27 protein-coding genes are annotated in these 25,762 nt (G+C 63.2%); 16 read left to right on the top strand and 11 right to left on the bottom strand.

The genetic code is table 11. The features are described 5' to 3' along the window. Positions 1 to 29 precede the first annotated feature (29 nt). Together IPM06_16520 and IPM06_16515 are read right to left on the bottom strand one after the other, a co-directional pair. Positions 30 to 1,016, bottom strand: a complete 987-nt coding sequence (locus tag IPM06_16520; protein ID MBK8772015.1) for an L-carnitine dehydrogenase — start codon at positions 1,014 to 1,016, stop codon at positions 30 to 32. Continuing rightward, complete coding sequence (locus tag IPM06_16515; protein MBK8772014.1) at positions 1,013 to 1,897, bottom strand: 3-keto-5-aminohexanoate cleavage protein; 885 nt, start codon at positions 1,895 to 1,897, stop codon at positions 1,013 to 1,015. Before IPM06_16515 ends, IPM06_16520 begins: the two co-directional genes overlap by 4 nt. Positions 1,898 to 1,980: 83 nt before the next feature. Here IPM06_16515 and IPM06_16510 point away from each other — a divergent pair, with 83 nt between their 5' ends. Continuing rightward, the gene (locus IPM06_16510; GenBank protein ID MBK8772013.1) at positions 1,981 to 2,955 is read left to right on the top strand and encodes a GlxA family transcriptional regulator; all 975 of its coding nucleotides are present in this window, start codon (positions 1,981 to 1,983) and stop codon (positions 2,953 to 2,955) included. Between the two features lie 73 nt (positions 2,956 to 3,028). After that, complete coding sequence (locus IPM06_16505) at positions 3,029 to 3,277, top strand: hypothetical protein (protein ID MBK8772012.1); 249 nt, start codon at positions 3,029 to 3,031, stop codon at positions 3,275 to 3,277. A gap of 3 nt (positions 3,278 to 3,280) precedes the next feature. Here the strand turns inward: IPM06_16505 and IPM06_16500 are convergent, their stop codons facing one another. Next, entirely contained in the window at positions 3,281 to 4,897 is a 1,617-nt protein-coding gene (locus IPM06_16500) for a GMC family oxidoreductase N-terminal domain-containing protein (protein MBK8772011.1), read from the bottom strand. A gap of 135 nt (positions 4,898 to 5,032) precedes the next feature. Here IPM06_16500 and IPM06_16495 point away from each other — a divergent pair, with 135 nt between their 5' ends. The 3 genes from IPM06_16495 (at position 5,033) to IPM06_16485 (ending at position 7,608) form a co-directional block, all read left to right on the top strand. After that, positions 5,033 to 6,229 carry a mandelate racemase/muconate lactonizing enzyme family protein gene (locus IPM06_16495; protein ID MBK8772010.1) on the top strand — a complete coding sequence of 399 codons (1,197 nt, stop codon included), beginning with the start codon at positions 5,033 to 5,035 and terminating at the stop codon, positions 6,227 to 6,229. Next, positions 6,226 to 7,125, top strand: coding sequence for an NAD(P)-dependent oxidoreductase (locus IPM06_16490; GenBank protein ID MBK8772009.1), 900 nt, complete (start codon positions 6,226 to 6,228; stop codon positions 7,123 to 7,125). The genes IPM06_16495 and IPM06_16490 overlap by 4 nt, the downstream gene beginning before the upstream one ends. A gap of 150 nt (positions 7,126 to 7,275) precedes the next feature. Beyond that, positions 7,276 to 7,608, top strand: a complete 333-nt coding sequence (locus tag IPM06_16485) for a hypothetical protein (GenBank protein MBK8772008.1) — start codon at positions 7,276 to 7,278, stop codon at positions 7,606 to 7,608. Between the two features lie 69 nt (positions 7,609 to 7,677). Here IPM06_16485 and iolE read toward each other — a convergent pair whose 3' ends face one another. Then, on the bottom strand, positions 7,678 to 8,577 hold the full coding sequence (gene iolE, locus IPM06_16480) for a myo-inosose-2 dehydratase (protein ID MBK8772007.1): 900 nt from the start codon (positions 8,575 to 8,577) through the stop codon (positions 7,678 to 7,680). Positions 8,578 to 8,801: 224 nt separating this feature from the next. Here iolE and IPM06_16475 point away from each other — a divergent pair, with 224 nt between their 5' ends. Further along, the gene (locus tag IPM06_16475) at positions 8,802 to 9,428 is read left to right on the top strand and encodes a LysE family translocator (GenBank protein MBK8772006.1); all 627 of its coding nucleotides are present in this window, start codon (positions 8,802 to 8,804) and stop codon (positions 9,426 to 9,428) included. Here the strand turns inward: IPM06_16475 and IPM06_16470 are convergent. Next, positions 9,425 to 10,153, bottom strand: coding sequence for an SIMPL domain-containing protein (locus IPM06_16470; protein MBK8772005.1), 729 nt, complete (start codon positions 10,151 to 10,153; stop codon positions 9,425 to 9,427). The two genes, IPM06_16475 and IPM06_16470, sit on opposite strands and share 4 nt — an antisense overlap. A 213-nt stretch (positions 10,154 to 10,366) precedes the next feature. Here IPM06_16470 and IPM06_16465 point away from each other — a divergent pair, with 213 nt between their 5' ends. The 6 genes from IPM06_16465 to IPM06_16440 all read left to right on the top strand — a co-directional run bounded on the left by IPM06_16465 (position 10,367) and on the right by IPM06_16440 (position 16,048). Then, positions 10,367 to 10,723, top strand: coding sequence for a hypothetical protein (locus IPM06_16465; protein MBK8772004.1), 357 nt, complete (start codon positions 10,367 to 10,369; stop codon positions 10,721 to 10,723). A gap of 119 nt (positions 10,724 to 10,842) precedes the next feature. Next, positions 10,843 to 12,198, top strand: a complete 1,356-nt coding sequence (locus IPM06_16460; GenBank protein MBK8772003.1) for an aspartate aminotransferase family protein — start codon at positions 10,843 to 10,845, stop codon at positions 12,196 to 12,198. Between the two features lie 76 nt (positions 12,199 to 12,274). Beyond that, positions 12,275 to 13,561: an EAL domain-containing protein gene (locus IPM06_16455; protein MBK8772002.1), complete on the top strand. Its 1,287-nt coding sequence runs from the start codon at positions 12,275 to 12,277 to the stop codon at positions 13,559 to 13,561. A gap of 50 nt (positions 13,562 to 13,611) precedes the next feature. After that, entirely contained in the window at positions 13,612 to 14,430 is an 819-nt protein-coding gene (locus tag IPM06_16450; protein ID MBK8772001.1) for a TIGR01459 family HAD-type hydrolase, read from the top strand. Positions 14,431 to 14,587: 157 nt separating this feature from the next. Next, positions 14,588 to 15,007 carry a MaoC family dehydratase gene (locus IPM06_16445; GenBank protein MBK8772000.1) on the top strand — a complete coding sequence of 140 codons (420 nt, stop codon included), beginning with the start codon at positions 14,588 to 14,590 and terminating at the stop codon, positions 15,005 to 15,007. Positions 15,008 to 15,037: 30 nt separating this feature from the next. Then, positions 15,038 to 16,048, top strand: a complete 1,011-nt coding sequence (locus tag IPM06_16440) for a bifunctional riboflavin kinase/FAD synthetase (GenBank protein MBK8771999.1) — start codon at positions 15,038 to 15,040, stop codon at positions 16,046 to 16,048. 79 nt (positions 16,049 to 16,127) lie between these two features. Here IPM06_16440 and IPM06_16435 read toward each other — a convergent pair whose 3' ends face one another. Genes IPM06_16435 through IPM06_16420 form a run of 4 tightly spaced genes read right to left on the bottom strand, consistent with a single transcriptional unit; the run spans position 16,128 to position 19,390 of the window. Further along, entirely contained in the window at positions 16,128 to 16,406 is a 279-nt protein-coding gene (locus IPM06_16435; protein ID MBK8771998.1) for a DUF4170 domain-containing protein, read from the bottom strand. Next, positions 16,403 to 17,161, bottom strand: coding sequence for a 3'(2'),5'-bisphosphate nucleotidase CysQ (locus tag IPM06_16430; GenBank protein ID MBK8771997.1), 759 nt, complete (start codon positions 17,159 to 17,161; stop codon positions 16,403 to 16,405). Before IPM06_16430 ends, IPM06_16435 begins: the two co-directional genes overlap by 4 nt. Then, positions 17,148 to 18,467 carry a TldD/PmbA family protein gene (locus IPM06_16425; GenBank protein ID MBK8771996.1) on the bottom strand — a complete coding sequence of 440 codons (1,320 nt, stop codon included), beginning with the start codon at positions 18,465 to 18,467 and terminating at the stop codon, positions 17,148 to 17,150. Before IPM06_16425 ends, IPM06_16430 begins: the two co-directional genes overlap by 14 nt. After that, positions 18,467 to 19,390 (bottom strand): 4-hydroxybenzoate octaprenyltransferase, encoded by a 924-nt coding sequence (locus IPM06_16420; GenBank protein MBK8771995.1) that lies wholly within the window; start codon positions 19,388 to 19,390, stop codon positions 18,467 to 18,469. Before IPM06_16420 ends, IPM06_16425 begins: the two co-directional genes overlap by 1 nt. A gap of 118 nt (positions 19,391 to 19,508) precedes the next feature. On the opposite strand from IPM06_16420, the gene IPM06_16415 reads away from it, so the two are divergent. From IPM06_16415 to IPM06_16405, 3 genes are all read left to right on the top strand, one after another. Next, positions 19,509 to 20,261, top strand: a complete 753-nt coding sequence (locus tag IPM06_16415) for a 16S rRNA (uracil(1498)-N(3))-methyltransferase (protein ID MBK8771994.1) — start codon at positions 19,509 to 19,511, stop codon at positions 20,259 to 20,261. Between the two features lie 18 nt (positions 20,262 to 20,279). After that, positions 20,280 to 21,722, top strand: a complete 1,443-nt coding sequence (locus tag IPM06_16410; protein ID MBK8771993.1) for a glutamate--cysteine ligase — start codon at positions 20,280 to 20,282, stop codon at positions 21,720 to 21,722. Between the two features lie 139 nt (positions 21,723 to 21,861). Further along, on the top strand, positions 21,862 to 23,190 hold the full coding sequence (locus tag IPM06_16405) for a hypothetical protein (protein MBK8771992.1): 1,329 nt from the start codon (positions 21,862 to 21,864) through the stop codon (positions 23,188 to 23,190). Between the two features lie 18 nt (positions 23,191 to 23,208). Here the strand turns inward: IPM06_16405 and IPM06_16400 are convergent, their stop codons facing one another. Together IPM06_16400 and IPM06_16395 are read right to left on the bottom strand one after the other, a co-directional pair. Next, positions 23,209 to 23,805, bottom strand: coding sequence for a DUF2585 domain-containing protein (locus IPM06_16400; protein ID MBK8771991.1), 597 nt, complete (start codon positions 23,803 to 23,805; stop codon positions 23,209 to 23,211). After that, positions 23,802 to 24,212: a rhodanese-like domain-containing protein gene (locus tag IPM06_16395; protein ID MBK8771990.1), complete on the bottom strand. Its 411-nt coding sequence runs from the start codon at positions 24,210 to 24,212 to the stop codon at positions 23,802 to 23,804. Before IPM06_16395 ends, IPM06_16400 begins: the two co-directional genes overlap by 4 nt. Before the next feature lie 116 nt (positions 24,213 to 24,328). On the opposite strand from IPM06_16395, the gene IPM06_16390 reads away from it, so the two are divergent. Further along, on the top strand, positions 24,329 to 25,753 hold the full coding sequence (locus tag IPM06_16390) for an aspartate aminotransferase family protein (protein MBK8771989.1): 1,425 nt from the start codon (positions 24,329 to 24,331) through the stop codon (positions 25,751 to 25,753). Positions 25,754 to 25,762: the final 9 nt, after the last annotated feature.

The raw sequence follows: 25,762 nt of genomic DNA, 5'->3' as shown, positions 1-25,762 counted from the left end.
GTTGGGACATGGTTTCCTCCGGGCGCGGCCTACTTCTTCTTCGCCACCTTCCGTTTTGCCTTCATCTCGCGCTCCAGCACAAGGCCTGCGCCGATCTTGTGCTTCTTGAAGAGCTTCATCATGTCGACGAGGATGGCGTTGCGCTTGGCTTCTATTTCGCGCACGGCGCGGCCCGCCGCCTGCGCTTCGCAACCTTCCACAAGCCGCTGTTCCAGCGCTGCGTTCCATTTCGGGAACTTGAGGTCGGTCCAATCCAGTTCCAGCGTGGGATCGAACTGCTTGATGAAGTCGCGCATGCCGCCGGGGCCGCCGGCCACATGGTAGGTCAGGAATGAGCCCATGAAAGCCCAGCGCATGCCGGCGGAGTAGATGATGGAGTCATCAATGTCGCCGGTGGTGCCGATGTCCTTGTCGAGAATGTGCAGGGCCTCGCGCCAAAGAGCTTCCTGCAAGCGGTCGCAGACGTAGCCCATGATTTCCTTCTTGAGGCGCAGCACCTGCATGCCGATAGCCTCGAAGTATTCACCGGCGCGGTCCATGGCCTCGGCCGACGTCTTCGCGCCCGGCACAGTCTCCACCAGCGGCAGGAGATAGACGGGGTTGAAGGGGTGGCCGATGATCACGCGCTCAGGGTGCTTGCACTGGTTCTGCAGGTTGGTCGGCAGGAAGCCTGACGACGACGAAGCGATAATCACGTCGGGCCGGGCCGCTGCATCGATGTCGCGGAACAGCCTGATCTTGAGATCTTCGCGCTCGGGGGCCGCCTCGTGGATGAAGTCGGACTTCGATGCCATCTCGGCAAGATCGGTGGTGAAGGTGAGTTTGCCCTTCTTCTTGGGCTTTCCGAGCAAGGCCTCAAGCGAGGGCCACGCGGTCTTGATCTGGGCCTTCAGTTTCTCTTCAGCGGCGGGCGACACGTCGTAGGCGATGACGTTGTAGCCGCGAAAGAGGAGGCGGGCGGCCCAGCCTGCGCCAATGAGGCCCGTGCCCGCAATGCCGACGGTTTTCACGTTCATTTCTTCAATCCCAGGATTTCGCGGCCTTCGGCAGGTGTTGCCACCTTGGTGCCGAGGAGTTCGATGATCTTCACGGCCTTCTCCACGAGTTTGCCGTTGGTGGCGAGAACGCCTTTCTCCAGCCAGATGTTATCTTCCAGGCCGACGCGCACATGGCCGCCCAGCAGCACGGCCTGCGCCACGGCCTGCATCTGGTTGCGGCCAATGCCGAAGGAGGCCCAGATGGCATTGGGCGGAAGCTGGCTCTTTTGATAGGCCATGGTTTCCGTGTTGTAGGGCGCACCCCACGGAATGCCGAGGCAGAGTTGATACAGCGGGCGGTCAGCGATCAGGCCTTCGCTCACCAACTGGTTGGCGAACCAGAGATTGCCTGAATCGAAGATCTCCATTTCAGGCTTCACGCCGTAGGATTTGATCAACTCCGCCTGCTTGCGCAGTTGCGTCGGCGTCTGCACCACGATGGATTGTCCATCGCCGAAGTTCAGGGTGCCGCAATCGAGCGTGCAAATCTCGGGGCGCAGTTCCTTGACGTGGACGAGTCGTTCGAGCGGGCCGACGCAATCCGTGCCCGGACCAAATTCCAGCGGCTTCTCGCCGTCACCGACAACGACATCGCCCCCCATGCCAGCGGTGAGGTTGATGATCACGTCCTGATTCCTGGCGCGGATCTTTTCCATCACCTCACGATAGAGGCCGGTGTCGCGCGAACCCTTGCCGGTCTTCGGGTCACGCACATGACAATGCACAACGGTGGCGCCTGCGCTTGCTGCTTCCAGCGCGGCGTTGGCGATCTGCTCGGGCGTCACGGGCACGTGGGCGCTCTTGCCGACGGTGTCTCCGGCGCCTGTCACGGCGCATGTGATGATGACTTTTGACTGCATGGTGATCCTCCGGGATGACGGGAGAGTAACTTCGCCGCAAAATCGGATTTGACATAATTCGCCAAAATTTGTGAAATAGCGCCATGGCCGCACGCGCCGTCACGTTCCTGCTTGTTCCGCGATTCTCCATGATCGCCCTTTATGGTGCGATGGAGCCTTTGCGCGTTGCCAATCGCTTTGCGGAGAATGCCTTTTCCTGGCGTTTCGTTTCCGCCGATGGAAAGCCCGTCACGGCGTCGAATGGAATACCCGTGTCGGTCAGCGGAAGTCTGCCTGACATGGGCCGGCCGGACATGGCGATGGTGTGCGCATCCTATCAGCCCGGAGCTGCGGTGAGCCGGTCTCTGCTCACGGCCATTCGCAAGCTGGCGCGGGCCAAGGTGCTGCTGGCAGGCCTCGACACGGGTCCGTTCCTGCTGGCGGAGGCGGGCGTGCTCGACGGGTACCGCGCCACTTGCCACTGGGAAAGCCTTCCAGGTTTCCGCGAGAGCTTTCCGGCCGTGCAGGTGCGCGAAGCGTTGTTCGAACTCGACCGCGACCGGATGACATGCGCTGGTGGTGCTGCGGCGATCGACATGATGCTGGCGTGGATTGCAAGCGTGATGGGCGAAGCACTTTCCGTTGCCGTTGCGGATCAACTCGTGCACTTCCGGTCACGGCCAGACGAGGCGCAGGTCCGTGTGCCGGCACAGGCCAGGTACGGCACCCGTGATCCGCGCTTGCTGAGCATCATTTCGGCGATGGAGCGGCAACTTGAAGAGCCGCTGCAGGCATCATCTCTCGCGGGAATCGGCGGTGTTTCGGTGCGGCAGATGGAGCGCCTGTTCCAGGCGGAAATGGGCGTGCGGCCCATGGGTTTCTACCGGCGGCTCCGGCTGGAACGGGCGGAGCATCTCCTGACCTATTCGAAGATGACAGTGCGGGATGTTTCACTTGCGTCGGGTTTCTCCACGCTCTCTGATTTTTCGCGCGCCTTCCGCGATGCGGCGGGGACCAGTCCGACCCAGTTCCGGCGGGGTGCGAAAGTGCCGGACGGCGGTCTTGCAAAGACCCGATAATGGCGTTTAATCTGTTGCCGGGGCAAATCACCGTTCACGAGGCGGCTCAGTGGATAAATTTGCGGCAGTTTACATGATGGCAACGGCGGCCGCGGTGCCCCATGCCGATATCACGCCTCATATTCCTCCGAGTTCGAGCAACTGGTGTACCGTCGGTTACAAGGTGATGGTGCCGGATGGCCGCGAGGGCCGCGTCACTTCTGTGTCCGGGGACATCTGCCGCGTGATTGCCGATGGCGAAGCCTACGTGACGCTCATTCCCCACTATATTGTCGAACCCGTCTATCCGCAGGACCTGGCCCGCATCGAGATGGGGCACTGAGCCTCAGCGCGCATCCTGCAGGATGAGTTCGGCGCCTTTCCAGCCCACCAACATGGCTGGTGCATTGGTGTTTCCGGCGATGAGGTTCGGGAACACCGACGCATCGCAGACACGCAGTGACTGGATGCCGTGCACCCGCAGGCGCGAGTCGACCACGGACGTCTTCGGATTGGGGCCCATGCGGCAGGTGCAGGAGGGGTGATAGACCGTACCGCTGCGCTGCTTGAAGTCATGGATGAGATCAGCGTCGCTCTGCACAGCCGGGCCGGGGCGCAGTTCCTCCACGATCAGATCCCTCAGCGGTTGCTGGTCGGCAATTCGGCGGATGAACTTCACGGCGGCGAGCATCTCCTCGATATCGTTGTCCGTGCTGAACGCATTTCCGCAAATCAGCGGATGCTGGCGCGGGTCCGCCGAACGGATGTTGATCCAGCCCCGCGATGTCGGACGGCAATTCGACAGGCCAATGGACATGCCCGAAAACGGATCAGGCGAGAGAATGGGCCGCTCCCCCACCTTCGGCTTCAACGTGGAGAAGGCCTGGAAATAGAGTTGCATGTTCGGCTGCGCGTAAGCCGGATTGGTCTTGAAGAACCCGCCGCCATGATTGATCGAGAGGCTGAGGGGGCCGGTGCGGAACAGCAGGTATTGCAGGCCGACCTTCAACTTGCCCCACCAGGGGCGCAACTCGTCATTCAGCGTCGGCACCTTCATGCGGTAGGTGTAGTTGATGCCGAGATGGTCCTCGAGATGCTGGCCGACATTGGGATTGTCCACGCGCATGGCGATGCCATGCTGGCTGAGGAGGGCAGCGGGTCCAATGCCACTGAGTTGCAACAGTTGCGGAGAATTGACGGCGCCGCCCGCGAGGATCACTTCGCGTACCGCTGTTGTTTGCCGCGTCGCGCCATCGCGCAGGTATTCGACGCCGGTGCAACGGGTGCCATCGAACAGGAGCCGAGTCACGAGGCAATTGGTTCGTACACGGACATTTTTCCGCTTCATGGCGGGGCGCAGGAAGGCGCGGGCGGCGCTCAGGCGGATGCCGCCTTTCGTGGTGGTGTGATAGACGCCGGCGCCTTCCTGGGTTTCACCGTTGAAGTCGGCGTTGTATCTAAGGCCCACTCTTTCGCAGGCCTTGATGTAGTCCCTGGTCATTGGATGGACGGCGTTGCTGGGATCGGTCACGTGCAGCGGGCCGCCGCGCCCGTGCCAGGCGTCGCTGCCTGTTTCCACATCTTCCATGGCCTTGTAGGCGGGCAGTACGTCGTCCCATCCCCATCCGGGATTTCCCGCGTCGCGCCAACCGTCATAATCCGCCTTCTGGCCACGGATATAGACCATCGCGTTGATGGAGCTAGAGCCGCCCAGGACCTTGCCGCGGGGCCAGTTGTCCTGCTGGCCGTTCAGTCCGGGGTCCGCTTCCGTTGTATAAAGCCAGTTGACCGACTTGTCATAGAATGTCTTGCCGTAGCCCAGCGGCATCTGCACGTAAAAGCGCATGTCGCTGCCGCCGGCCTCCAGAACGAGGACAGAGTGCCGTCCGCTGGCGGAAAGACGTTCTGCCAGCACGCAGCCAGCCGATCCAGCGCCGACAATGATGTAGTCAAATGTGCTCATGGCGGCAGCGTAGCCGCAACAATGGGATGCGGCAAAGGGTTGTCGCGGTGAAAAAAACTGTTGCCACGGCGATGTGGGAGGGCATTCCCGAACGGGATTGATTTTGCCAATGTGGGGAAAATCGGGAAGCACAGCATGAAGATCAAGGACCTCCAGGTATTCATCGTCGGCAATCCGCCCCCGGGGTGGGGTGGGAGATATTTCACATTTGTGAAACTCACCACGGACACGGGGATCGTGGGGTACGGTGAATGCTACTGCGCCACCTTCGGCCCCAAGGCCATGACGGCCATGATCGAGGACACCTTCCACCGTTATGTGGAGGGCATGGACCCGTTCCACATCGAAAGCCTGTGGCGCAAGGTCTATGGCTCGGGCTTCACCCACCGGCCCGACGTGAGCCTGATGGGCGTGTTGTCAGGCATCGAGATCGCGCTTTGGGACATTCTCGGCAAGGCGCTCAACAAGCCCATCTACGAGTTGATCGGCGGGCGGGTGCATGAGAAGCTGCGCTCCTACACCTACATCTATCCGGACCTGGCGAAGAAGCAGGACGACTCGATCTACTGGAATGCGGAGCAATCCGCCGAGCGGGCCGCGCACTACGTGAAGCTCGGCTTCACGGGCATCAAGTTCGATCCGGCGGCGCCATATTCGTCCTTCGACCCGCGCCAGCCGTCGCTCGAATCCATGGAGCTTTGCACCAGGTTCTGCCGCCTGATCCGTGAGGCGGTGGGCAACAAGGCGGACTTGCTGTTCGGCACTCACGGGCAGTTCACCGCATCGGGCGCCATCCGTTTTGCCAAGCAGATCGAGCCCTACAATCCGCTCTGGTTCGAAGAGCCGACACCCCCGGACCGGCCGGAGGAAATGGCGCTGGTGGCGCGCGGCACTTCCATTCCCGTTGCAACAGGCGAGCGACTGACCACGAAATATGAATTCGGGCGGGTGCTGGAACTGCGCGCCGCCTCGATCTTGCAGATGGCGCTGGGGCGCGTCGGCGGCATTTGGGAAGCCAAGAAAATCGCCGGCATGGCGGAAGTGAATTACGCGCAGATCGCACCGCACCTCTATGCGGGTCCAATCGAAGCGGCGGCCAACATCCAGTATGGCACGTCGCTGCCGAACTTCCTCATTCTCGAAAGTATCGAAACCTTCGGCGGTTTCTACGCCAAGCTGCTGAAAAAGCCGATCCGCTGGGAGCAGGGTTATGTGATCCCTCCGACGGAGCCGGGCCTTGGCGTTGAACTGAACGAGGAGGTGGCGCTGGCCCACCCCTACACGGGCGACCGCCTGCATCTTGAAATGACCAACCATCCGGTGAATGTATGAAATACGGTTATATCGGCCTCGGAAATCTCGGCGGGCATCTGGCCATGAGCCTCATCCGCAACGGCTTCGACGTCGTGGTGCATGACATCGACAAGGGCCTGGCGGAACGTCACATCGCGGCCGGTGCCATCTGGGCAGAGAGTCCACAGGCGCTGGCGGGGCAGGTGGATCATGTCTTCACCTGCCTGCCATCTCCCGCCGTTTCGGAGAAGGTACTCCGGCAAATCCTTGCCACGCTGAAGCCGGGCTCCACCTGGCTTGAAAATTCCACCAACGGGCGGGACGAGATGGTGCGGCTCTCAGGCCTCGCGGCGGAGAAGGGTGTGCGCACGCTGGAATGTCCGGTGACGGGTGGCGTGCACCTTGCGGCGCGGGGCGAGATCACCGTGCTGGTCGGCGGCGATGCGGCACTTTTTGAAGCGCACCGCAAGGCGCTGCAATCGATCGGCAAGAAGATCTTCCACATGGGGCCCATCGGCTCGGCGGCGATCATCAAGGTGATCACCAACATGCTCGCCTTCATCCATCTGGTGGCGGACGCGGAGGCCCTCATGCTGGCCAAGCGCGGTGGCCTGGATCTGGGGCAGGCCTGGCAGGCCATCACCGCCTCCAGCGGATCGAGCTTCGTGCACGAGACGGAGGGGCAGCTTATCCTCAACGGCAGCTACGACATCGCCTTCTCCATGGACCTGGCGCTCAAGGACCTGGGCTTCGCCATGGCCTTCGGCAAGGAGTTCGGGGTGCCGCTCGATCTTGCCTCCATGACCAACCAGACCTTCATGAAGGGCAAGGCCGTCTATGGCGGGGCTGCGCAATCCACCCAGATCGCCAAGCTGCTGGAAGACGCTCTCGGCACCGATCTCCGCGCCCCCGGATTTCCGGCGCGGCTGGAATAGTTCCGGTTTATGTGCGAGCATGGTTTCTATCGGGGGTAGAGCCCAGGCCCTGCGAAGCTGAACGGGAGATGAACGCCGAGTTCATGTTTTCGCCAGAGTCGCAGTGCTAATTGGGTGCATCAACTGGATAAAACAGCGAGGAGCATATCCATGAAGAAGATCCTTTCCACAGTCATGAGCGCGGCCATGGTTGCATCGCTGGCGATGCCGGTGGCGATTGGCACGGCTGGTGTGGCCGAAGCCAAGAGCAAGCATTATTGCAAGAATTACGCGACGAACTACGCCAACAAGAAGACCAACAAGAAGGTCTTGCAGAACATGATCGTCGGCGGCGTCGTCGGCGGGCTCATCGGTTCGGCTGTGGGCGGCAAGAAATCCACCGTGTTCGGTGCGGCCGGCGGTGCGGGCCTCGGCATGGTGCACTCGGGCTCCAAGTGGGACAAGTACTACTGGGCAGCCTACGACGATTGCCGCAGCTGGTAAGTCCACGCGATCAGAATGAGAAAGGCCGGGATTTTTCCCGGCCTTTTTGTTTAAGTCCGTGCCCCCCGATCAGGAGACGATTTCGTATCCGGCGGCACCCAGCACGCGGTGCAGTTCCCTGGCGCCGATCTGCGCCATCTTGAGGGGCGGGGCCTTCTTTGGATCCTGCTCGGCTTCCACCACGAACCAGCCCTGGTAACCGTAGGCGGCGAGCTTCTTCACAATGGCTTCGAAGTCCAGCGAGCCATCGCCCGGCACGGTGAAGGCGCCCTTGTAGACGGCGTCGAGGAAGCTCTCCTTGCTGCGGTCGAGGCCCTTGATCACGTCCATACGCACGTCCTTCGTGTGAACGTGGGTGATGCGGCTGTGATAGTTGTCGATGACGCGCAACACATCGCCACCCGCGAAGGCCATGTGGCCGGCATCGAACAGCAGCGGGATGCCTGCGCCCGAGTGATGCATGAAGCTGTCCAGTTCCTGCTCGGTCTCGACGACGGCGGCCATGTGGTGGTGATAGGTGAGCGGCATGCCCTGTCCGGCGCACCATTCGCCGAACTCCGTCATGCGGCGGGCGTAGGATTTCATCTCGTCGCCGGAGAGTTTGGCCTTGGTGGCCAGCGGCTTTGAGCGGTCGCCCTGGATGGAACGGCCCACTTCGCCGTAGACGATGCAGGGCGCGTTCACGGCCTTGAACAGTTCGATCATCGGCATGATGCGGTCCTGGTTCGTCGCCAGGTCTTCGATGGTGAGGGTGCCGGAATACCAGCCGCCGCAGAGCGTCACGTCGGCCTTCTTGAGTACCGGCAGCATCTCGGCTGCGGTTTCGGGGAAGCGGCGGCCCTTTTCCATGCCGGTGAAGCCGGCGCTGCGCGACTGGCGCAGGCATTCCTCCAGCGACACGTCATCGCTGAGTTCGGGCAGGTCGTCGTTCCACCAGGCGATGGGCGACATGCCGAGTTTGGCTTTCAGTTTGGCGGACATGCGGGATTCTCCTTGGGCAATTTGCACTGCCAATAGGCGAGGGCAGGGGGCGCTTCAACTGCCGGTCAGCGCCTGGGCGCAATTTGTTGCATTTCGCCTCGGAGGCCCGCTGGCGGGAAAGAACTCTGCCCGCAACCACTTGCGCTCCCGGGCAGCAGTCCAGTCCGGTTGCTGACAGTTGCTGTCAGCACCATTGACCAAGGGTGTCGCCCATGAGTTACGCGCAGAACCTGTGGATCTATTTCATTCTGGTGCTTGGCATCATCATCGTGCCGGGCATGGACATGTTTTTCGTCATGGCAAACGGCCTCGCTGGTGGCCGGGCGCGGGCATTGGCGGCGACATGCGGTGTGGTGGCGGGAGGCGCCTTCCACACGCTGTTCGGGGCCTTCGCGCTCAGCGCCATTGTGGCGGCGGCACCACAGCTTCTCACCCTGATCCTAATGACGAGCGCGGTCTACATGGCGTGGATCGGATGGACGCTGCTGCGCAGCGCCATCACGGTGGACAGCATCGACGGCTCGACAGCGCGCGACAGCAGGAAGGCTTTTCATCTCGGCTTCATGACCTGTGTGCTCAATCCCAAAGCCTATCTGTTCACCTCTGCGGTCTATCCGCAGTTCATCAGGCCTGAGTTCGGCCCGGTGTGGGCCCAGGCCGTGCCCATGGGTCTGATCACGGCGCTATGTCAGCTCGTGGTTTATGGCAGTCTCGGGCTGGCAACGTCGGAAGGCACGGCAACGCTGGGGCGCCACAAGACGCTGACGATTTGGGTCGGGCGCGGCGCAGGCCTGCTGTTCCTCGCTGTGGCAGGCCTGACCGTGGTGCGGCTGGTCTAGTCCTTCAGGAAATACGTGATCGTCGTCACGACGCGGACTTTCTTGTTCACTTGTTTTTCGGGGCGATCGTTGGGGATTTCGATGGCGGGCGTGATTTCGATGACGCCCTGGTTGGCGCTCTGGATGTCGCCCACCTTGGCGCCCGATTCAGTGGCGAACTTGTCAGCTGCTTCCTTGGCGCGCTTGGTGGCTTCCGTCAGCATCTCGCCCTTCAGGTCATTGACCTGGGTGAAAACGAAGGAGGGCCCGGCGTTATAGGCGTCAGCCGAGAACACCACGCCCGACTTGAGCAGGTCGCCGATCATCTTGGCCGAGTTCTGCAGCTTGTCCACTTCGCCCGAGCGGACGAGGAAATCTTCCGTCAGCACGAAGCGGGAATCTTCCGGCGTCCCTTGCGCGTTGTAACCGGCGAGGCGGTCTTCCACCTGGATGTTCTGCACCTGCATGTCCTGGTCGGTGAAACCGTTGCCGCCGAGGAACGTCTTCACAGCCTGCTCGGAAACTTCCAGCTTGGCGCGGGCGGCTTCCAGCGTGGGGCCGGTGGTGACGAAGCGGATGGGCCAGAAGCCGAGGTTGGCCTTCACTTCCCGCTCCGAGAGGCCCTTGACCGTGACCACGCGATAGCCGAGGCGGCTTTCCACGAGGGACTGGCCGGCGAGAAGCCCGCCCGCAGCAACGCCCAGGCCGACGAGACCGCCGGCGATCACACGAGATATCGATGACATGATGTTTCCGTCCGAAGAAGATTGCGCCCCCGCGCGTGCCCACACTCATTGCGGGTGATTGTGGTGGCATGGTGGCGGTGGAGAGCCCCCGCTGGTTGGGCCGCGTCAGTCCCGGCCATGGATGTGGATATTAACCATCCTTAACACTTTACTAACGTCCTGTGCCATTGCAGGATGCTTCGCAGATGCGGCGTTTGTAATTGGGTGACTCACATGCGTAAGGTTTTCCTTGCGGGTTTTGCCGCGCCGCTGGCGATCCTTCTGTCCACCTCCGCCATGGCGGATACCGCAATCGGCGTTGCCTGCCGCGAATATGCCGCTGCCGTGGCCGACGAATACATGTCGGACCGGCTGGTGCGCCTCAATGGCAGCGAAACGGCTGGCGAAGGCTTCATTACCGTCCATTCCTATGGCCGCAAGTACCTGATGCCGCGGCATGTGCCGGGCCAGGGCGCCATCGCGCGCAATTCCATCCTGGGGGACACGCGGGAATGGGGCGTCGTCTATACGGAAGAGCGCCGCCGCTGCCTGCGTACCCGCCTGCTGGGCGAGCTCGACGCGGGCAATTGAGGTCCTGACGGGATGGCGAGACTGGCTGGGGGCAATCCATGCCTCTGGCCCGTTTTCGATTCGACCCCCGATCTGCTATGCGGGGGTATCTTCACCTGAGGCCCAAGGAGTCTCCGCTCATGAACAAGCCCGTTTCGCCGTCCACCTTCGAACCCACGCCCAACAACCTTGAGCCGTTCTGGATGGGCTTCACGCCCAACCGCGCCTTCAAGCAAAAGCCGCGCCTCATCGCCCGCGCCAAGGACATGCACTACTTCGACCTGAAGGGCCGGGCCATCCTCGACGGAAGCGCCGGCCTGTGGTGCTCGAACGCCGGCCATTGCCGCGACCCGATCGTGAAGGCGATCCAGCAGTCGGCAGCTGAACTCGATTTCGCGCCGACCTTCCAGTACGGCCATCCCAAGGTGTTCGAACTCGCGTCGCGCATCACCACCATGGCGCCGGACGACCTGAACTACGCCTTCTTCTGCAACTCGGGTTCGGAAGCGGCTGACTCCGCGCTCAAGATCGCGCTCGCCTATCACCGTGCACGGGGCGAGGGGACGCGCACGCGCCTCATCGGCCGCGAGCGTGGCTATCATGGCGTGAACTTCGGCGGCATCTCGGTCGGCGGCATGGTCGCCAATCGCAAATGGTTCGGCGCCATGCTGGCCGGTGTCGATCACCTGCCACACACCTATAACCGCAAGGAACAGGCCTTCACGCGTGGCGAGCCCACGTGGGGCGCCCACCTCGCGGAGGACCTGGAACGCCTGGTGGCACTGCATGACGCCTCCACCATCGCCGCCGTGATCGTGGAGCCGATGGCGGGCTCGACCGGCGTGCTGCCGCCGCCCAAGGGCTATCTCAAGAAGCTGCGCGAGATCTGCACCAAGCACGGCATCCTGCTGATTTTCGATGAAGTGATCACCGGCTTCGGCCGCCTCGGCCATGCCTATGCGGCGGAACGTTTCGGCGTGACGCCGGACCTTCTGACGTTCGCCAAGGGCGTCACCTCGGGAACTGTTCCCATGGGCGGCGTGCTGGCGCGCCAGGGCATCTACGATACCTTCATGAAGGGCGACGAGCACGTCATCGAGCTCTTCCATGGCTACACCTACACCGGCCACCCGATGGCGGCCGCTGCTGGCGTTGCAACCATGGATTTGTATCGCGACGAAAAGCTCTTCGAAAACGCGAAGGCGCTTGAAGAGACCTGGGCCGATGCGGCTTTCACGTTGCAGGGCAATCCGCTGGTGGAAGACATCCGCACCATGGGCCTCGTGGCGGCGATCGACCTTAAGCCGGTGGATGGAAAGCCGGGTCTAAGGGCTTACAGGGCCATGGAAAATGCCTTCCATGACATTGGCCTTCTGATCCGTATCACGGCCGACACCATTGCGCTGTCGCCGCCTCTGATGATCACCAAGAACCAGATTGAAGAAATCTTCATGGATAAGATGCCGAAAGTATTGGCGTCAGTGGCATCGCTGTAATACTCTCGACCGCGGGGGCGACAACGCAAGACGTGGGTGAAAACCCACGTCTGTGAGTTTAGCGAGCGCGTGATTTATGGGTTACGGACGCGAACTTCCCTGGTTCCTGGTGGTGGCGCTGTGTGCAGCCCTGCCTGTCTACGTCGGCGTACAATCCTACACATCTTCATCCACACCTGTGGTTCTGGTGATCGGCGCTTTGCTGTCACTGGCCGCAGGCTTGCTGGTGTTGTCCTGGGTGGTTGTTCACAACACGCATGTGGCACGGCGCGACATGCGCCGGCTGGCGTCCGAGATTTCCGCCCTGATGCGCGAGTCGCGCGAAGAAGAACGCGCCTCCGCCGAACTTGCAGCGCAGGTGAGCGTGCTCAGGTCGGAAGTGGAATCGATCGGCAACAGCCTCAATGTCGGCGTCAATGAAATGCGCCAGGGCCATGCGGCATTGGCGGAAGACATGCGTGCGCTGGCCGAGCGGCAGTATCACTATCAGGCACAGGTGCAGCAGCATCAGCTGGCACAGCAGACGCGGCGCCCTGTCGTTGTTCACCCCTCGCAGTGGGCACCCAGCGAGGGGGTTGCCATGGAAGAAGACGAGGTGCCTGTAGCCCTGCCGCCGCGCGTGGGCTCACTCGACGACATGTCATCCTTCGCGGATTCGGTGGTGATCTCGCTGGAACCGGTCATCGACCTGTTTTCCGGCAAGACGGCGCATTACCGCCTGCACCATGCCTTCGATGGCGCGGAAAAGACCAAGGTGGATCGCAACGAGCGCCGTCCGGCGCTGGACATCTATCTCTACCGCGAAGCCCTGGTGCTGTTGCGGCGGTTGCGCAAGCGCGACAACCAGCTCGGCATCCTGGTGCCGCTCAGTTCCATGACGCTTGCCATCCCGGAAGCGCTGTCGCGGATCGCGCAGCTTCACAATTCGGAACCGGGAATCAGTGACGGCCTGATCGTGGATATTCCGCACGCTGTTCTGGCCAGCCTGTCGGAAGCGAGCCTCGAAGGCCTCGCCTACATGGCGCGCTCCGGAATCGAGATGAGCCTTTCCAATGCCGCAGTGGCGGGCCTCGACCTTGCTGCTCTCGACAAGCTGAATGTGCGCTACGTCGGCATTTCCGCAGGCAGCGTTGGCAGCGAGCCCAAACAATCCGCGGGGATCGCCAATTTCGTGCAGGCCGCGCGCGCGCTTCATGTGCAGGTGATTGTGATGGGCGTCGCGAACGCCCAGCAGGCGACGCAGTTGATGCGGGTGGCGCGCTTTGCCTCCGGTCCGGCCTTTGCCGAACCGCGCCGCGTGCGCAAGGACGTGGTGGGCCAGCAGGCACCACCATCCGACGAGATCACCGCTGCCGCGGAATAGCAGAACTCGCCTGTTTCCATCAGCATCGCGGCGGACTATCACCCGTGGCCATGCGTGATCTTTCCTCTCTCTATCCCATCTGGTTCTGTGACATCTGGGGCGTGCTCCATGATGGCCACGCGCCCTATGCCATCACGGTCGATTGCTTGCAGCGGCATCGAAAGAACGGTGGCACTGTCGTGCTGGTGAGCAATTCGCCGCGCAGCACCATCGGCGTATCAAAGCAGTTGGACGAGATCGGCGTCGCCCGCGACTGCTACGATACGGCCGTCACGTCCGGCGACGTGACGCGCGACCTGATGCAACAGACCGACGGTCGGTTGTTCCATCTGGGACCTTCGCGCGATCTTTCCATCTTCGACGGACTGTCGGTCAACCGCGTGGCGCTGGAGGCCGCGTCCACCGTCATCTGCACGGGCCTTTTCCATGATGACCGGGAGACGCCCGCTGACTATGCAGCACTTCTGGCCGATATTCACGCCCGCAAGCTGCCGATGATCTGCGCCAATCCGGACAAGGTGGTGCGCAAGGGTGGGCGATTGCAGTATTGCGCCGGCGCGCTTGCCGAAGCCTATGCGGCATTGGGTGGCGAGGTGCGGATGGCGGGCAAGCCCTTCGCGCCGATTTATGACCTGGCCCGCCGGAGGGCGGCGACGATCCGCGATCACGACGTGCCGGTGTCTTCGATCCTCGCCATTGGCGACGGTCCGGAGACGGATATCCGGGGCGCTGCGGGGCAGGGCATCGCCTGCGTGTTCATGACCGGCCTGCACGATGGCGAAGGCTCGCTGGCGGACGATGACGCCGCGATCCGGAAGGCGGTGCCGGAGGCGAACATCCTGCGCACGGTGGAGCGGCTGGACTGGTGAGACGGCAGGAGGCTGAACGGACACCCTCCGGGCCTCCGGCAACCTCCCCCGGCGGAACAGGCTGCCGGAAGGACTGAAGGGCGAGCCCTTGCAACTTTGATCGCAGTTGCGCTGCGCTGCACAGGCGCTATGTTGCAGTGCAAAGTTCAGGTGCGGAATGACGGGTTATTTCATCGAGGATTTGTCGGTGGGGATGGAGGCCGGGTTGGACAAGACGGTGTCCGCCCAGGACATCACAGCATTTGCCGAAGTGACCGGCGACCGCAATCCGGTGCACCTCTCCGAGCACTACGCCGCCAAGACCTTCTTCAAGACGCGCATTGCCCACGGCATGCTGTCGGCGGGTTTCATTTCGGCCGTGCTCGGCACCAAGCTGCCGGGGCCCGGTGCCGTGTACATGTCGCAGACGCTGCGCTTTCTCGCACCCGTGCGGATCGGCGATACGGTCTCGACCTTCGCCAAGGTTACGGCCCTTGACTTGATCAAGAAGCGCGCCCAATTGCACTGCCGGTGTGAAGTGGCGGGAAAGACCGTCGTGGAGGGCGAGGCCATGGTGTTCGTTCCTTCGCGCGCGTAACCGGTCCCGCCTTCGCGTTTGAAGGTGATGATGCAATTCCTCCGGGCCGCAGAGGCCGTTCCCGCTTCGCTGAAGGGCGCCGTCGTCGCGATCGGCAATTTCGACGGGCTTCATCGCGGCCATCAGGAATTGATGCGGGTGGCGAAGGCGGAAGCCGCGCGGCGCGGCGTGCGCTGGGGCATGCTAACCTTTGAACCGCATCCTGCATCCTATTTCAGGCCGCACGAACCCGTGTTCCGCCTCACGCCGGAGCCGCTGAAGGCGCGCCTTGCGTCGGCCCTCGGTGCGGATCTTCTGGCCGTGGCACAATTCGACGAGGCGCTCGCCTCGCGCACGCCGGAAGAGTTTGTGCTGAGCCATCTGGTGTCGTGGCTGGGCGTGTCGCACGTTGTCACTGGCTATGATTTTCATTTTGGCAAGGGGCGCAAGGGCACGCCGGAAATCCTGGCGCAGTTGGGTGCGCAGTATGGTTTTGGCGTCACCGCCGTCGATCAGGTGACGGATGATGCCGATGGCAATGCGCCGTTCTCATCCAGTTCCATCCGTTCCGCCATCCGCCGGGGCCATGTGCGCGCCGCCGCGCATGACCTTGGCTATCGCTGGATCGTGATGGGCGAAGTGGTGCATGGCGACAAGCGCGGGCGCACCATCGGCTTTCCCACCGCCAACATCATCGTTGATCCGGGGGCTGAGCCGGCGCGCGGCATCTATGCCGTGGAAGTGCGCGATGCGGCGGCTTCGGCGGGCACGCGGGCTTGGCAAGGGGCCGCCTATTTCGGCGACCGCCCGACTTTCAACACCAACCGCACGTTTCTCGAAACCTATCTGCTTGATGTGGACGTCGATCTCTATGGGCGGACGTTGCTCGTGTCGTTCCACGATCTCATCCGCGGCGACAAGACCTTTGCCTCGGTGGGAGAACTCGTTGACCAGATGAAAGGCGACTGCACCCGCGCCCGGGAAATCCTCGCCCGAGATGCTGCCGATGACGAAGTGGCGGTATTTCCACTCGGGAAACTGCAGCGCGAGGGCCGGGTTTAAGGGCCTTCAAACGCAGTGATGGCCGAAAGTCTGGATGCCTCCTGTCGTCGGCATGACGACTGACCGGGAAAACATTTCCTCACGCGTCCGGGTCGAGGAGGCGGTGGAGGTGGACGATGAAGTAGCGCATCTGGGCGTGGTCGATTGTCTCGCGGGCCTTGCCGAGCCAGGCGCGGTGAGCTTCAGCGTAGTTGGGATAGAAGCCCACGACATCGAGTTTGGCGAGGTCACGGAAGGTCACTTCCGACACGTCTTCCAGTTCTCCGCCAAATACCAGATGGAGAAGCTGTCCCTCCGGTTCCACTTTCTTCTTCGCGGCCTTCTTTGCCGGGGCCTTGGCGGCGGGTTTGGCGTTCATGCGGTCCTCACAAGGTTCAGAATGGCGGCGTGGAGTTCGGGAGTCGCCGCAGCAAGGAGGCCGGGTTGCCACGGCTGCGGGCGGTTGTAAATCATCCCTCCGCCAGAGAGGTTCGTGACAACGCCACCTGCCTCCGTCACCAGCAGATGGCCTGCCGCGATGTCCCAGTCGTTCTTTTCGCCGAAGGAGATGGCACCACCGTGATGGCCGTGGGCGATGGAGGCGAGGCGGAGAAGGAGGGGAATGGGCGAGTCGATTTCCGGCGCGAAGTTCGCCTCGGAAAGCGCCGTGCGATAGCGCCGTGCCGTGATCACGTTGGGGCGGGATGTGGCGAAGATGCGGGCTCCGTTCAGAAACGCGCCGCCCCCCTTCACCGCATGGAACAACAATCCATCGGCAGGCTGGAAAACCGCCGAGAGCTGCGCCGCGCCCTCCACCGCCAGGGCCATGCCGATGCCCCAAGGCCCCGAGCCTTGCAGGAAGCCGCGGGTGCCATCAATGGGGTCGGCAATCCACAGGCGCGCCTTGCCGAGGCGCTGTGGCGTGTCGGGCGATTCCTCCGAGAGCCAGCCATCATCCGGCCGTGCCGCGGCGATCCGTGTGCGGAGCAGGTCGTCGACGGCCTGATCCACATCGGTGACGAAGGTGCCATCCTTCTTCTTGCGGTGGTTGAAGCCGGCCTTCTGCATCTCCAGTGCCAGGGCACCGGCCTCGCGCAGGCAATCGAGCAGCAAGGAAAGATCAGCGTCCGGCAAGGGTCATCTCGCCGAGGAAGCAGGAGGGCGCAACCGTCGAGGTGCGGAAGATCAGGTCGGTGGCAGGTTCGAGCGAAGCAAACATGGTGCGCAGGTTTCCGGCGACGGTGATTTCGCTCACCGGGTAGGCCAGCTCTCCGTTCTCGATCCAGTAGCCCGATGCACCACGGCTGTAGTCGCCTGTCACCATGTTGATCGACGAGCCGATGAATTCGGTGACGAGGAAGCCCTTGCCGATGGCCTTGATCATGTCTTCGGGGCTGCGCGTGCCGCGCTCCATGTGCAGGTTGCTGGTGGTGGGGCCGCCGCGGCTGCCTTGTCCGGTGGGTTGCAGGCCGAGTTGGCGGGCGGAGCGGAGGTCGAGGATCCAGTTGGTCAGCATGCCCTTGTCGATGATGGCCCGGCGCGAAACGGGCAGGCCCTCGCCATCGACGGAGCGCGAGGCGAGGCCGCGCTTGCGCAGCGGATCGTCGATGATGCTCACCTCCGGCCGGAACAGGCTCTTGCCGAGATCGCCCTTGAGGAAGCTCGTGCCGCGGGCGATCGCCGCACCATTGATGCCGCCGACAAGATGGCCGACCAGGCTCGTGGCGATGCGGCGGTCGAAGATCACCGGCACGGTTTGCGACGGCACCTTGCGCGGATTCAGGCGGCGCACGGCGCGCTCGCCCGCTGTCCGGCCGATCTTTTCCGCGCTTTCGAGATCGCTCCAGTAGACGGCGCCATGGCCATCATAGTCGCGCTCCATGGATGTGCCTTCGCCTGCGATGACGGAGACGCTGTTGCCGAAGCTGGTGCGCCGGGAGGTCCGTTCGAACCCGTTGCTGGCCGCCATGGCCGAGCGGCCGGCATAGGCCGAAGCTCCGGCGCCGTTGCTCTTGGTGACACCCGTCACGGCCATCGCCACGCGCTCTGCCTCCAGGGCGCGGTCGCGCAACTGGTCGGCGCTCACGCGTTCGTCCGACGCTACGTCAATCTCGGGAAAGGATGTGGCGAGTTGCGAAGGTTCCGCCAATCCCGCGTAGGGATCAGGTGGTGCGAGCTTCGCCATGGCGACGGCGCGCGCGACGAGGCGTTGCAACGCGTCGGGCGTCAACACGCTGCCGGACATGCTGGCCGAGGACTGCCCGACGAAGACCCGCACGGTTGCCTCGCGCGCTTCGGATTGTTCGAGGTTCTCGATTTCTCCGTTGCGCACGGAAACGGAGGTGTCCGCCACGTCGGCGACGATGGCGTCGGCGGCGGTTGCGCCTTCGCTGCGGGCGCGCCGCAGAATGTCTTTGGCAATGTCGAGAAGGTCAGTCATCAGATGAACAGGTCCACAATCAATCCGGCGAGAACAAGAAGCCCATATGTGCGGTTGGACTTGAAGAGTTGCAAGCACCGTGCGCTGTCCGAACCGTCGAAGCGGCGGCATTGCCAGATGGCATGAAGGGCGGCGGCGGCAATGCCGGCGTAGGTGACAGGCCCGGCGGACACGCCCCAGGCGGCCAATCCGAGGAGCAGGGTGGTGAGGGCGAAGAATCCCGCCAGCCAGGTCCGCGTGTTCTCGCCAAACTTCAGGGCCGTGGACTTCACCCCGATCAGGATGTCGTCATCCTTGTCCTGGTGGGCATAGATCGTGTCGTAGGCCAGCGTCCAGGCGACGCCGCCGGCGTAGAGGGCGAGGGCCGGCCAGGCGAATCCGTTGGTGACGGCGGTCCAGCCGACGAGCGCGCCCCAGTTGAAGGCCAGTCCCAGAACAGCCTGCGGCCAGTAGGTGATGCGCTTCATGAGCGGGTAGACGACAATGATGGCGACGGAGGCGAAGCCGGTCAGAATCGTGAGGCTGTTGAACTGCAGCAGGATCGCAAGGCCGATGAGGAGCAGTGCGGCGAGGAAGGCAAGCGCCTGCTTCACGCTGACCCGGCCCGAAGGGATGGGGCGCGAACGGGTGCGGGCGACCTGCGTATCGAAGTTGCGGTCGGCGATGTCGTTGATGACGCAACCAGCACCCCGCATGACGATGGAGCCTGCGAGAAACAGGAAGCCGTACCAGAGCTGAATCATCTGCGCGCCGGTGGTCTGGGCGGCAAGGCCAAGGCCCCACCAGCAGGGCAGCAGAAGCAGCCACCAGCCGATGGGACGGTCGAGGCGCATCAATTGCGCGTAGGGGAGTGCGGCAGGCGGCAGCATCCGCTCCACCCAGTTGCCGGGAGCAGCATCCGCCACGCGCATGCCGGGGGGCATCGGGGTCATGCCGCCCATCCCTTCTGGCCTGGGCCGGGTGACAATGAAAAGCTGCGTGGCGGTGAAGACATGATTGTCCGGTTGGATTCTGCTGCGCTGGCCGTGTAACACGCTGGCCATGGCAAAGACCACACCCCGCCTGCATCTCGATTCCGAACTGGCGCCCGGCCATGACATTCTGCTGTCGCGGGAGCAGGGGCACTATCTTGCCCATGTGCTGCGCCTCGTGGGAGGCGACGTGGTGGAGGTGTTCAACGCGCGTGATGGCGCGTGGCTGGCCTATCTCACGGATGTGACCAGGAAGGGCGTGAGTATCCGCTGCGAGCGGCGCGTCACCGAAGTCATGCCGCCGCCGGACATCGACTATCTGTTCGCGCCGTTGAAGCATGCGCGGCTGGACTACATGGTGCAGAAGGCGACGGAACTGGGCGTGCGCCGCCTGCGGCCGGTCATGACGGCGCGGACAATTGCCGAGCGGGTGAACCTCGAGCGCATGCGCGCCAACGCCGTGGAAGCCGCCGAACAGTGCAATCTTGTGTTTGTGCCTGAAGTTCTGGAACCGCAGCCGCTCGCCAAGGTGATCGGCTCATGGGATGCGCCCCGGCGGCTCATCTTCTGTGACGAAACAGCGATGCAGGCCAATCCCATCGCCGCGCTGGCGGAGGTTCGCCCGCCCGCGGCCGTTCTTGTGGGACCGGAAGGCGGCTTCACCGATGACGAACGGCGGCTCCTGAAAAGCCAACCCTATGTGACGGCGATCTCGCTTGGCCCGCGCATCCTGCGCGCCGACACTGTGGCAATCGCGGCCCTTGCCGTGGTGCAGGCCGCCATAGGAGACTGGGGCAGGCCTGCGGGCATTGAAAAACTGTGATGAGTTCCATCACATTTTATGGCTTGCCCGTTTGCGGCGGGGTGCCTATTTGACGGGCTCACTCAGAGGATACGACGCGTGAGCGGACCCACACCGGAAACGGCCGAAGGCAAGGCCATCATTGAATCCAAGGCGCAGCTTGTCGGCTATTTCGACAAGGGCCTGAAGCCCAAGTCCGAATGGCGCATTGGGACCGAGCACGAGAAGTTTCCGTTTCTCACCGACACATTGCAGCCCGTTCCCTATTTCGGGCCGCGCTCCATTCAGGCACTGCTGGAAGGGCTGAAGGCCCGCTTCGGCTGGGATGGCGTTTATGAAGGCGAGCACATCATCGCGCTGGCCGATCCCAAGGGCATGGCCAATATCTCGCTGGAGCCGGGCGGGCAGTTCGAATTGTCGGGCGCGCCACTGGCGAGCGTGCATGACACTTGCGCCGAAGTGAACGAGCACCTGCAGCAGGTGCGCGAGGTGGGCGACCAGCTTGGCATCGGCTTCCTCGGGCTCGGGGCCTCACCCACATGGACGCGGGCGCAGACACCGGTCATGCCGAAGGGCCGCTATGGCATTATGGCGCCCTACATGGACAAGGTGGGCACCATGGGCCGGGACATGATGTTCCGCACCTGCACGGTGCAGGTGAACCTCGATTTCGCCAGCGAGGCCGACATGGTGCAGAAGCTCCGCGTCTCACTTGCCCTCCAACCGATCGCGACGGCACTCTTCGCCAATTCGCCATTCCTCGAAGGCAAGCCGAACGGCTTCCTCTCGTTCCGCAGTCATGTGTGGACCGACACAGACAACGCCCGCGCCGGCATGCTGCCCTTTGCCTTTGAAGATGGCATGAGCTTCGAGCGTTATGTGGATTACGCCCTCGACGTGCCCATGTATTTCGTCATGCGCGATGGCAAGTTCGTCAACACGGCGGGCGAGAGCTTCCGCAAGTTCCTCGATGGCAAGCTGCCGCAGCTTCCCGGCGAGAAGCCGGTGATGAAGGACTGGGCCGATCACCTCACCACGATTTTCCCGGAGGTGCGTCTCAAGCGTTATCTCGAAATGCGCGGCGCCGATTCCGGTCCGTGGCGGCGGCTGTGCGCGCTGCCGGCATTCTGGGTGGGCATCCTCTATCACCAGCCGTCGCTTGATGCGGCGTGGGACCTGGTCAAGGGCTGGAACGCCGCCGACCGGCAGAGCTTGCGCGATGCCGTGCCGACGAACGGGCTTCGTGCGACCGTCGCCGGGCGCAGCGCCTCGTCCGTTGCGGCTGATGTGCTGAAGCTCGCCCGCGCCGGTCTAGACGCGCGTGGCCTCACGGGCTGCAAGGGCAAGCCTGAAAGCTCCTTCCTCGACGTGCTGGACGAGACGGTCGCAAGCGGCAAGACGGCGGCGGACAACCTGCTGGACCTCTATCAGGGCGCCTGGAAGGGCGACGTGTCGCGCGTCTTCCGGGATTTCGCCTACTGAACGAACTGTTCAGCGGCCATTCACGGGCCGGTTGATATTTCCCGCTCCATTCGCAACCGGAGCGCGGGATCACTTGACGCGTCTCCCCCGATCAAGCACCGTGTCCCCCTCGGGGGCACAGGAAACTGGGAGGTTTCACGTGTCATTGTCATCAGCCGTTCGCGGCTTTGTCTTGCTCGCAGCCACTGCGCTTACGTTCGCCGCGCCCGCCCTCGCGGAAGAGACGACCTTCGCCAAGCCGAAAATCAACGGCGTGCGCCTCGATTGGTGCAAAATCTGGGGCGACAAGTGCGGCAAGCCCGCGGCTGACGCTTTCTGCAAGCTGCATGAATTCGGAGGCGCCTCGGCCTATGCGCAGGACAAGTATCCGGGCGCCAAGACGAAGGTGTTCTCCGGCGGGCAGATTTGCGACAGCGACAGCTGCACCGGCTTCAAGTCCATCACCTGCAAGTCCGACAGCGTGCAGATCGATTCTGACGGCGGTGCAGGAGATGACGAGATTGCCCAGCAGGGTGGCGATGGCATGCCCGCGCAGAATCCGGACGGGGACAACACGCCGGGACAGGATGACGGCGACGACGAGGCACCGCCGAGCACCATGACGCAGGACCTGGGCGGCGTGGTGCAGGGTGAACTCAGCGCCGTGGCATTCAAGGACAATGGAAAGCCGCGCGTTGCCGTGTTCGGCAAGGGCGGCGATGGAAAACTGTGGTGGCAGGCGGGTGACGGGAACGGCAAGTGGTTTGGCTGGGTTCAGGCCGGCAGCAAGATCATGAGCGTGTCGCCGTCCTGTGCCAGTTCCAGCCATGGCGTGACCTGCAACTACATCGGTGCCGGCGACTACGTGTGGTCCATCTCCTTCGTCAACGGCAAATGGACACAGCACGAGAAGACCGACGGCCTCTCCAAGGCATCGCCTGCGGCGGCGTCCTACCTCGATGAAGACGGCAAGACGAATGTGATCGTCTTCGTAAAGGACCAGCTGGGCCGGCTCGTCGCCAACTGGAAGAACAAGGACCCGGATACGGATTTCTGGGTGTGGCACGGCTGGACCCCGACCAACGGCAAGATCGCGGGCACGCCTGCCTGCCGCCAGGCCGGACCCAACTCCGCCACCATCTATTGCGCGGCGAAATCCAGCGACGGCTCCACCGTCGTGCACAAGCTGGAAGGTGCGACCTATCAGTCGGCCAAGAACCTCGGCGGCACAACCTCGTTCCGCCCGCAGATCGTCGCTGGCTCCCTGTCGCCGGGCGTGCGCGTGCTGGTGCGCGGTGACGATGGCATGGTCTGGTCACGCGAAAACCTGAAGGGCGTGTGGACGCCATGGAAGGGCACGAGCATCAAGACGAACAAGGGCCCCGCCTGCGCCATCCAGCCGGGTTCGGCCACGGACTGGTGCTTCACTGCGGGCCCATCGGGCAATGTGATCGCCACCGGCTTCAAGTCGGAAAACGTTTTCCAGTAAGCAACGGCGGCGGGAGCTTCAGCCTCCCGCCTGCCATGTCTTGATCGCATCCAGCGGCCACAGCAGCATCACGATGTTAAGCGCGAGGTTGTCTCGGATCATGTAGCCGGTGAAGAGTTCGAAGAAAACGGCCAGCGCCACCGTGACCCAGACCGGCAGGCGGCGCGCCAGGAAGAAGCCAGCTACCATGGCGAGAATATCGCAGACGGAATTGAGAACGCTGTCGCCATAGTAGTCGAGCGAGATCGTCGCCTCGCGGTAGCGGTTGATGACGAAGTCAGTGTTCTCGAAGATCTCCCAACTGCCTTCGACGAGCGTGGCCACCGCCAGCCGCGCCGCGAGGCTCCAGCGCGGGAAGGCGAGGCGCGTCAGGCCGTAGAAGATGAAGCCGTGAATGATGTGCGAGAAGGTGTACCAGTCGCTGATATGCTGCGAGTTGTTGGCGCTCTGCACGACGCCGTTCCACAGCATGACGTAGCCGCACTTGCAGATGGGTTCGCGGCCCATGAACAGCAGGACCGTCGCCGCCGTGATGATGAGGATGCCTGCCACCAGCAAGGCCCGCACCACGGGGCGCTGCAAGACGGGAGCCACCGCGGTTTGCGCTTCACTCATGGCGCAGTCTTCGGCTTCTCGCCGCTTTCCACCGGAAGGTCCGCCTTTTTCCAGGCGGTAAAGCCACCGCCCATGTGCATGACGGGCGCGAGGCCCATGTCCTGCGCTGTCTTGGCGGCGAGGGCCGAACGCCAGCCACTGGCGCAGTGGAAAATGAAGCTCTTGGCTTCCGCGAAATAGGGCTTGTGATAGGGGCTTTCGGGATCGATCCAGAATTCCAGCATGCCGCGGGGGCAATGGTGGGCGCCGGCTATCCGTCCCTCGCGTTCCACTTCGCGCGGATCGCGGAGGTCGATGATGAGCGCCTCGCCTTTGGCCGCCAGTGCCTGTGTCTCTTCGGGCGACACGGTGCGGACTTGCGCGTTGGCCTCATCGAGAAGCTGCTTGTAACCCTTCGTCACCGCCATGGGACTCACCTGCCTTGCCATTTTCTCGCAAGTGTTGGCGGAAGTGGCGGAAGGGTGCAAGGCCGTGTTAGGCTTCCCGCCGACGGGGCGCCTGAACCTTCTTGCCGAGGTGCTGCATGAGCAGTGAAACACTCTCCCAGTTGTTCCGCGCCGCTGCCGACCGCGCCGCGATGTTCCGCTCGCGCACCAGCACGCTGCCCCAGGCGCCGCAGAAATCCTATCGCGAGATGCTGGCCCTGTTCGAGGAGGCACTGCCACAGGAGGGCGGAGTGCCGCGCGAAATTCTGGAGACGCTGGCCGACCGCGCCGAGCAGGGCTTGCAGATGGCGACGGGTCCGCGTTTCTTTGGCTGGGTGATCGGCAGTTCCCACCCCGCGGGCGTGGCGGTGGACATGCTGGCCAGCGCCTATGGGCAGAATACGGGCAATCATCAGGCATCGCCCGCTGCGGCCGCCTGCGAAGCCGTGGCCGCGCGCTGGTTGCTGGACCTTCTCGACCTGCCGCGGACGGCCTCGGTCGGTTTCGTGACAGGGGCGACCGTCGCCAATTTTGTCTGCCTTGCGGCGGCGCGGGGCGAGGTGTTGCGCCGGGCCGGATGGGATGCCGATGCGGAAGGCCTTTTCGGTGCTCCCGAAATCACGGTGCTGATTGGCGAGGATGCCCACACGACGGTGTTCTCCGCGCTGCAATACCTGGGCTTCGGGCGGGCGCGGGTGCGCCGCATTCCTACCGATGCGCAGGGGCGGATCATTGCGGCTGCGTTCGAGACGGAATGTGCAGCGATCACCGGCCCCGCCATTGCCGTGTTGCAGGCGGGGCAGATCAATACGGGCGATTTCGATCCGTTCCCGGTACTCATTGCCGCCGCGCATGCGAAGGGCTGCTGGGTGCATGTCGATGGCGCATTCGGGCTATGGGCGCGGGCGAGTGCAAAATATGCGTCACTGGCCACAGGTGTGGAGGAGGCGGATTCATGGGCGACGGATGGTCACAAGTGGTTGCAGACGCCCTACGACTGCGGTTTTGCCATCGTGCGCGACGAACTGGCCCACCGCCGCGCCATGACCATTGCGGCGAGCTATCTGCCGTCCACTGAAGGCGATGATCGTGATCCCTCGCATTACGTGCCGGAACTGTCGCGCCGGGCGCGGGGCTTCGGCACGTGGGCGGTTATCAAGGCGCTCGGCCGTGGGGGAATCAGTGGACTGGTGGAACGCCACTGCGAGGTCGCTTCCGCCATGGCGGCGCGGCTGGCCCGCGATCCCGGAATTTCAATCGTCAATGACGTTGTTCTGAATCAGTTCATGGTGCGCTTCGGCAGCAATCTGAACGATGAGGCGGGTGATGATCTGACGCGCGCCACGATCAGCCAGATCCAGCGGGATGGCGTGTGCTTTGCCGGTGGCGCCTTGTGGCGGGGACGGCAGGTGATGCGCGTGTCGGTCATCGGATTCGATACCGACATGGCTGAGGGTGCCCGCAGTGCCGAAGCCATGATCGCCGCCTATCAGGCGGCCCGTTCCGCGAGAAGCAGTCAATAAAAGAGGCAG

Source organism: Hyphomicrobiales bacterium, assembly GCA_016710435.1.
Taxonomy (GTDB): domain Bacteria; phylum Pseudomonadota; class Alphaproteobacteria; order Rhizobiales; family Aestuariivirgaceae; genus Aestuariivirga.
This window is presented reverse-complemented; position numbering and strand designations above follow the sequence as displayed.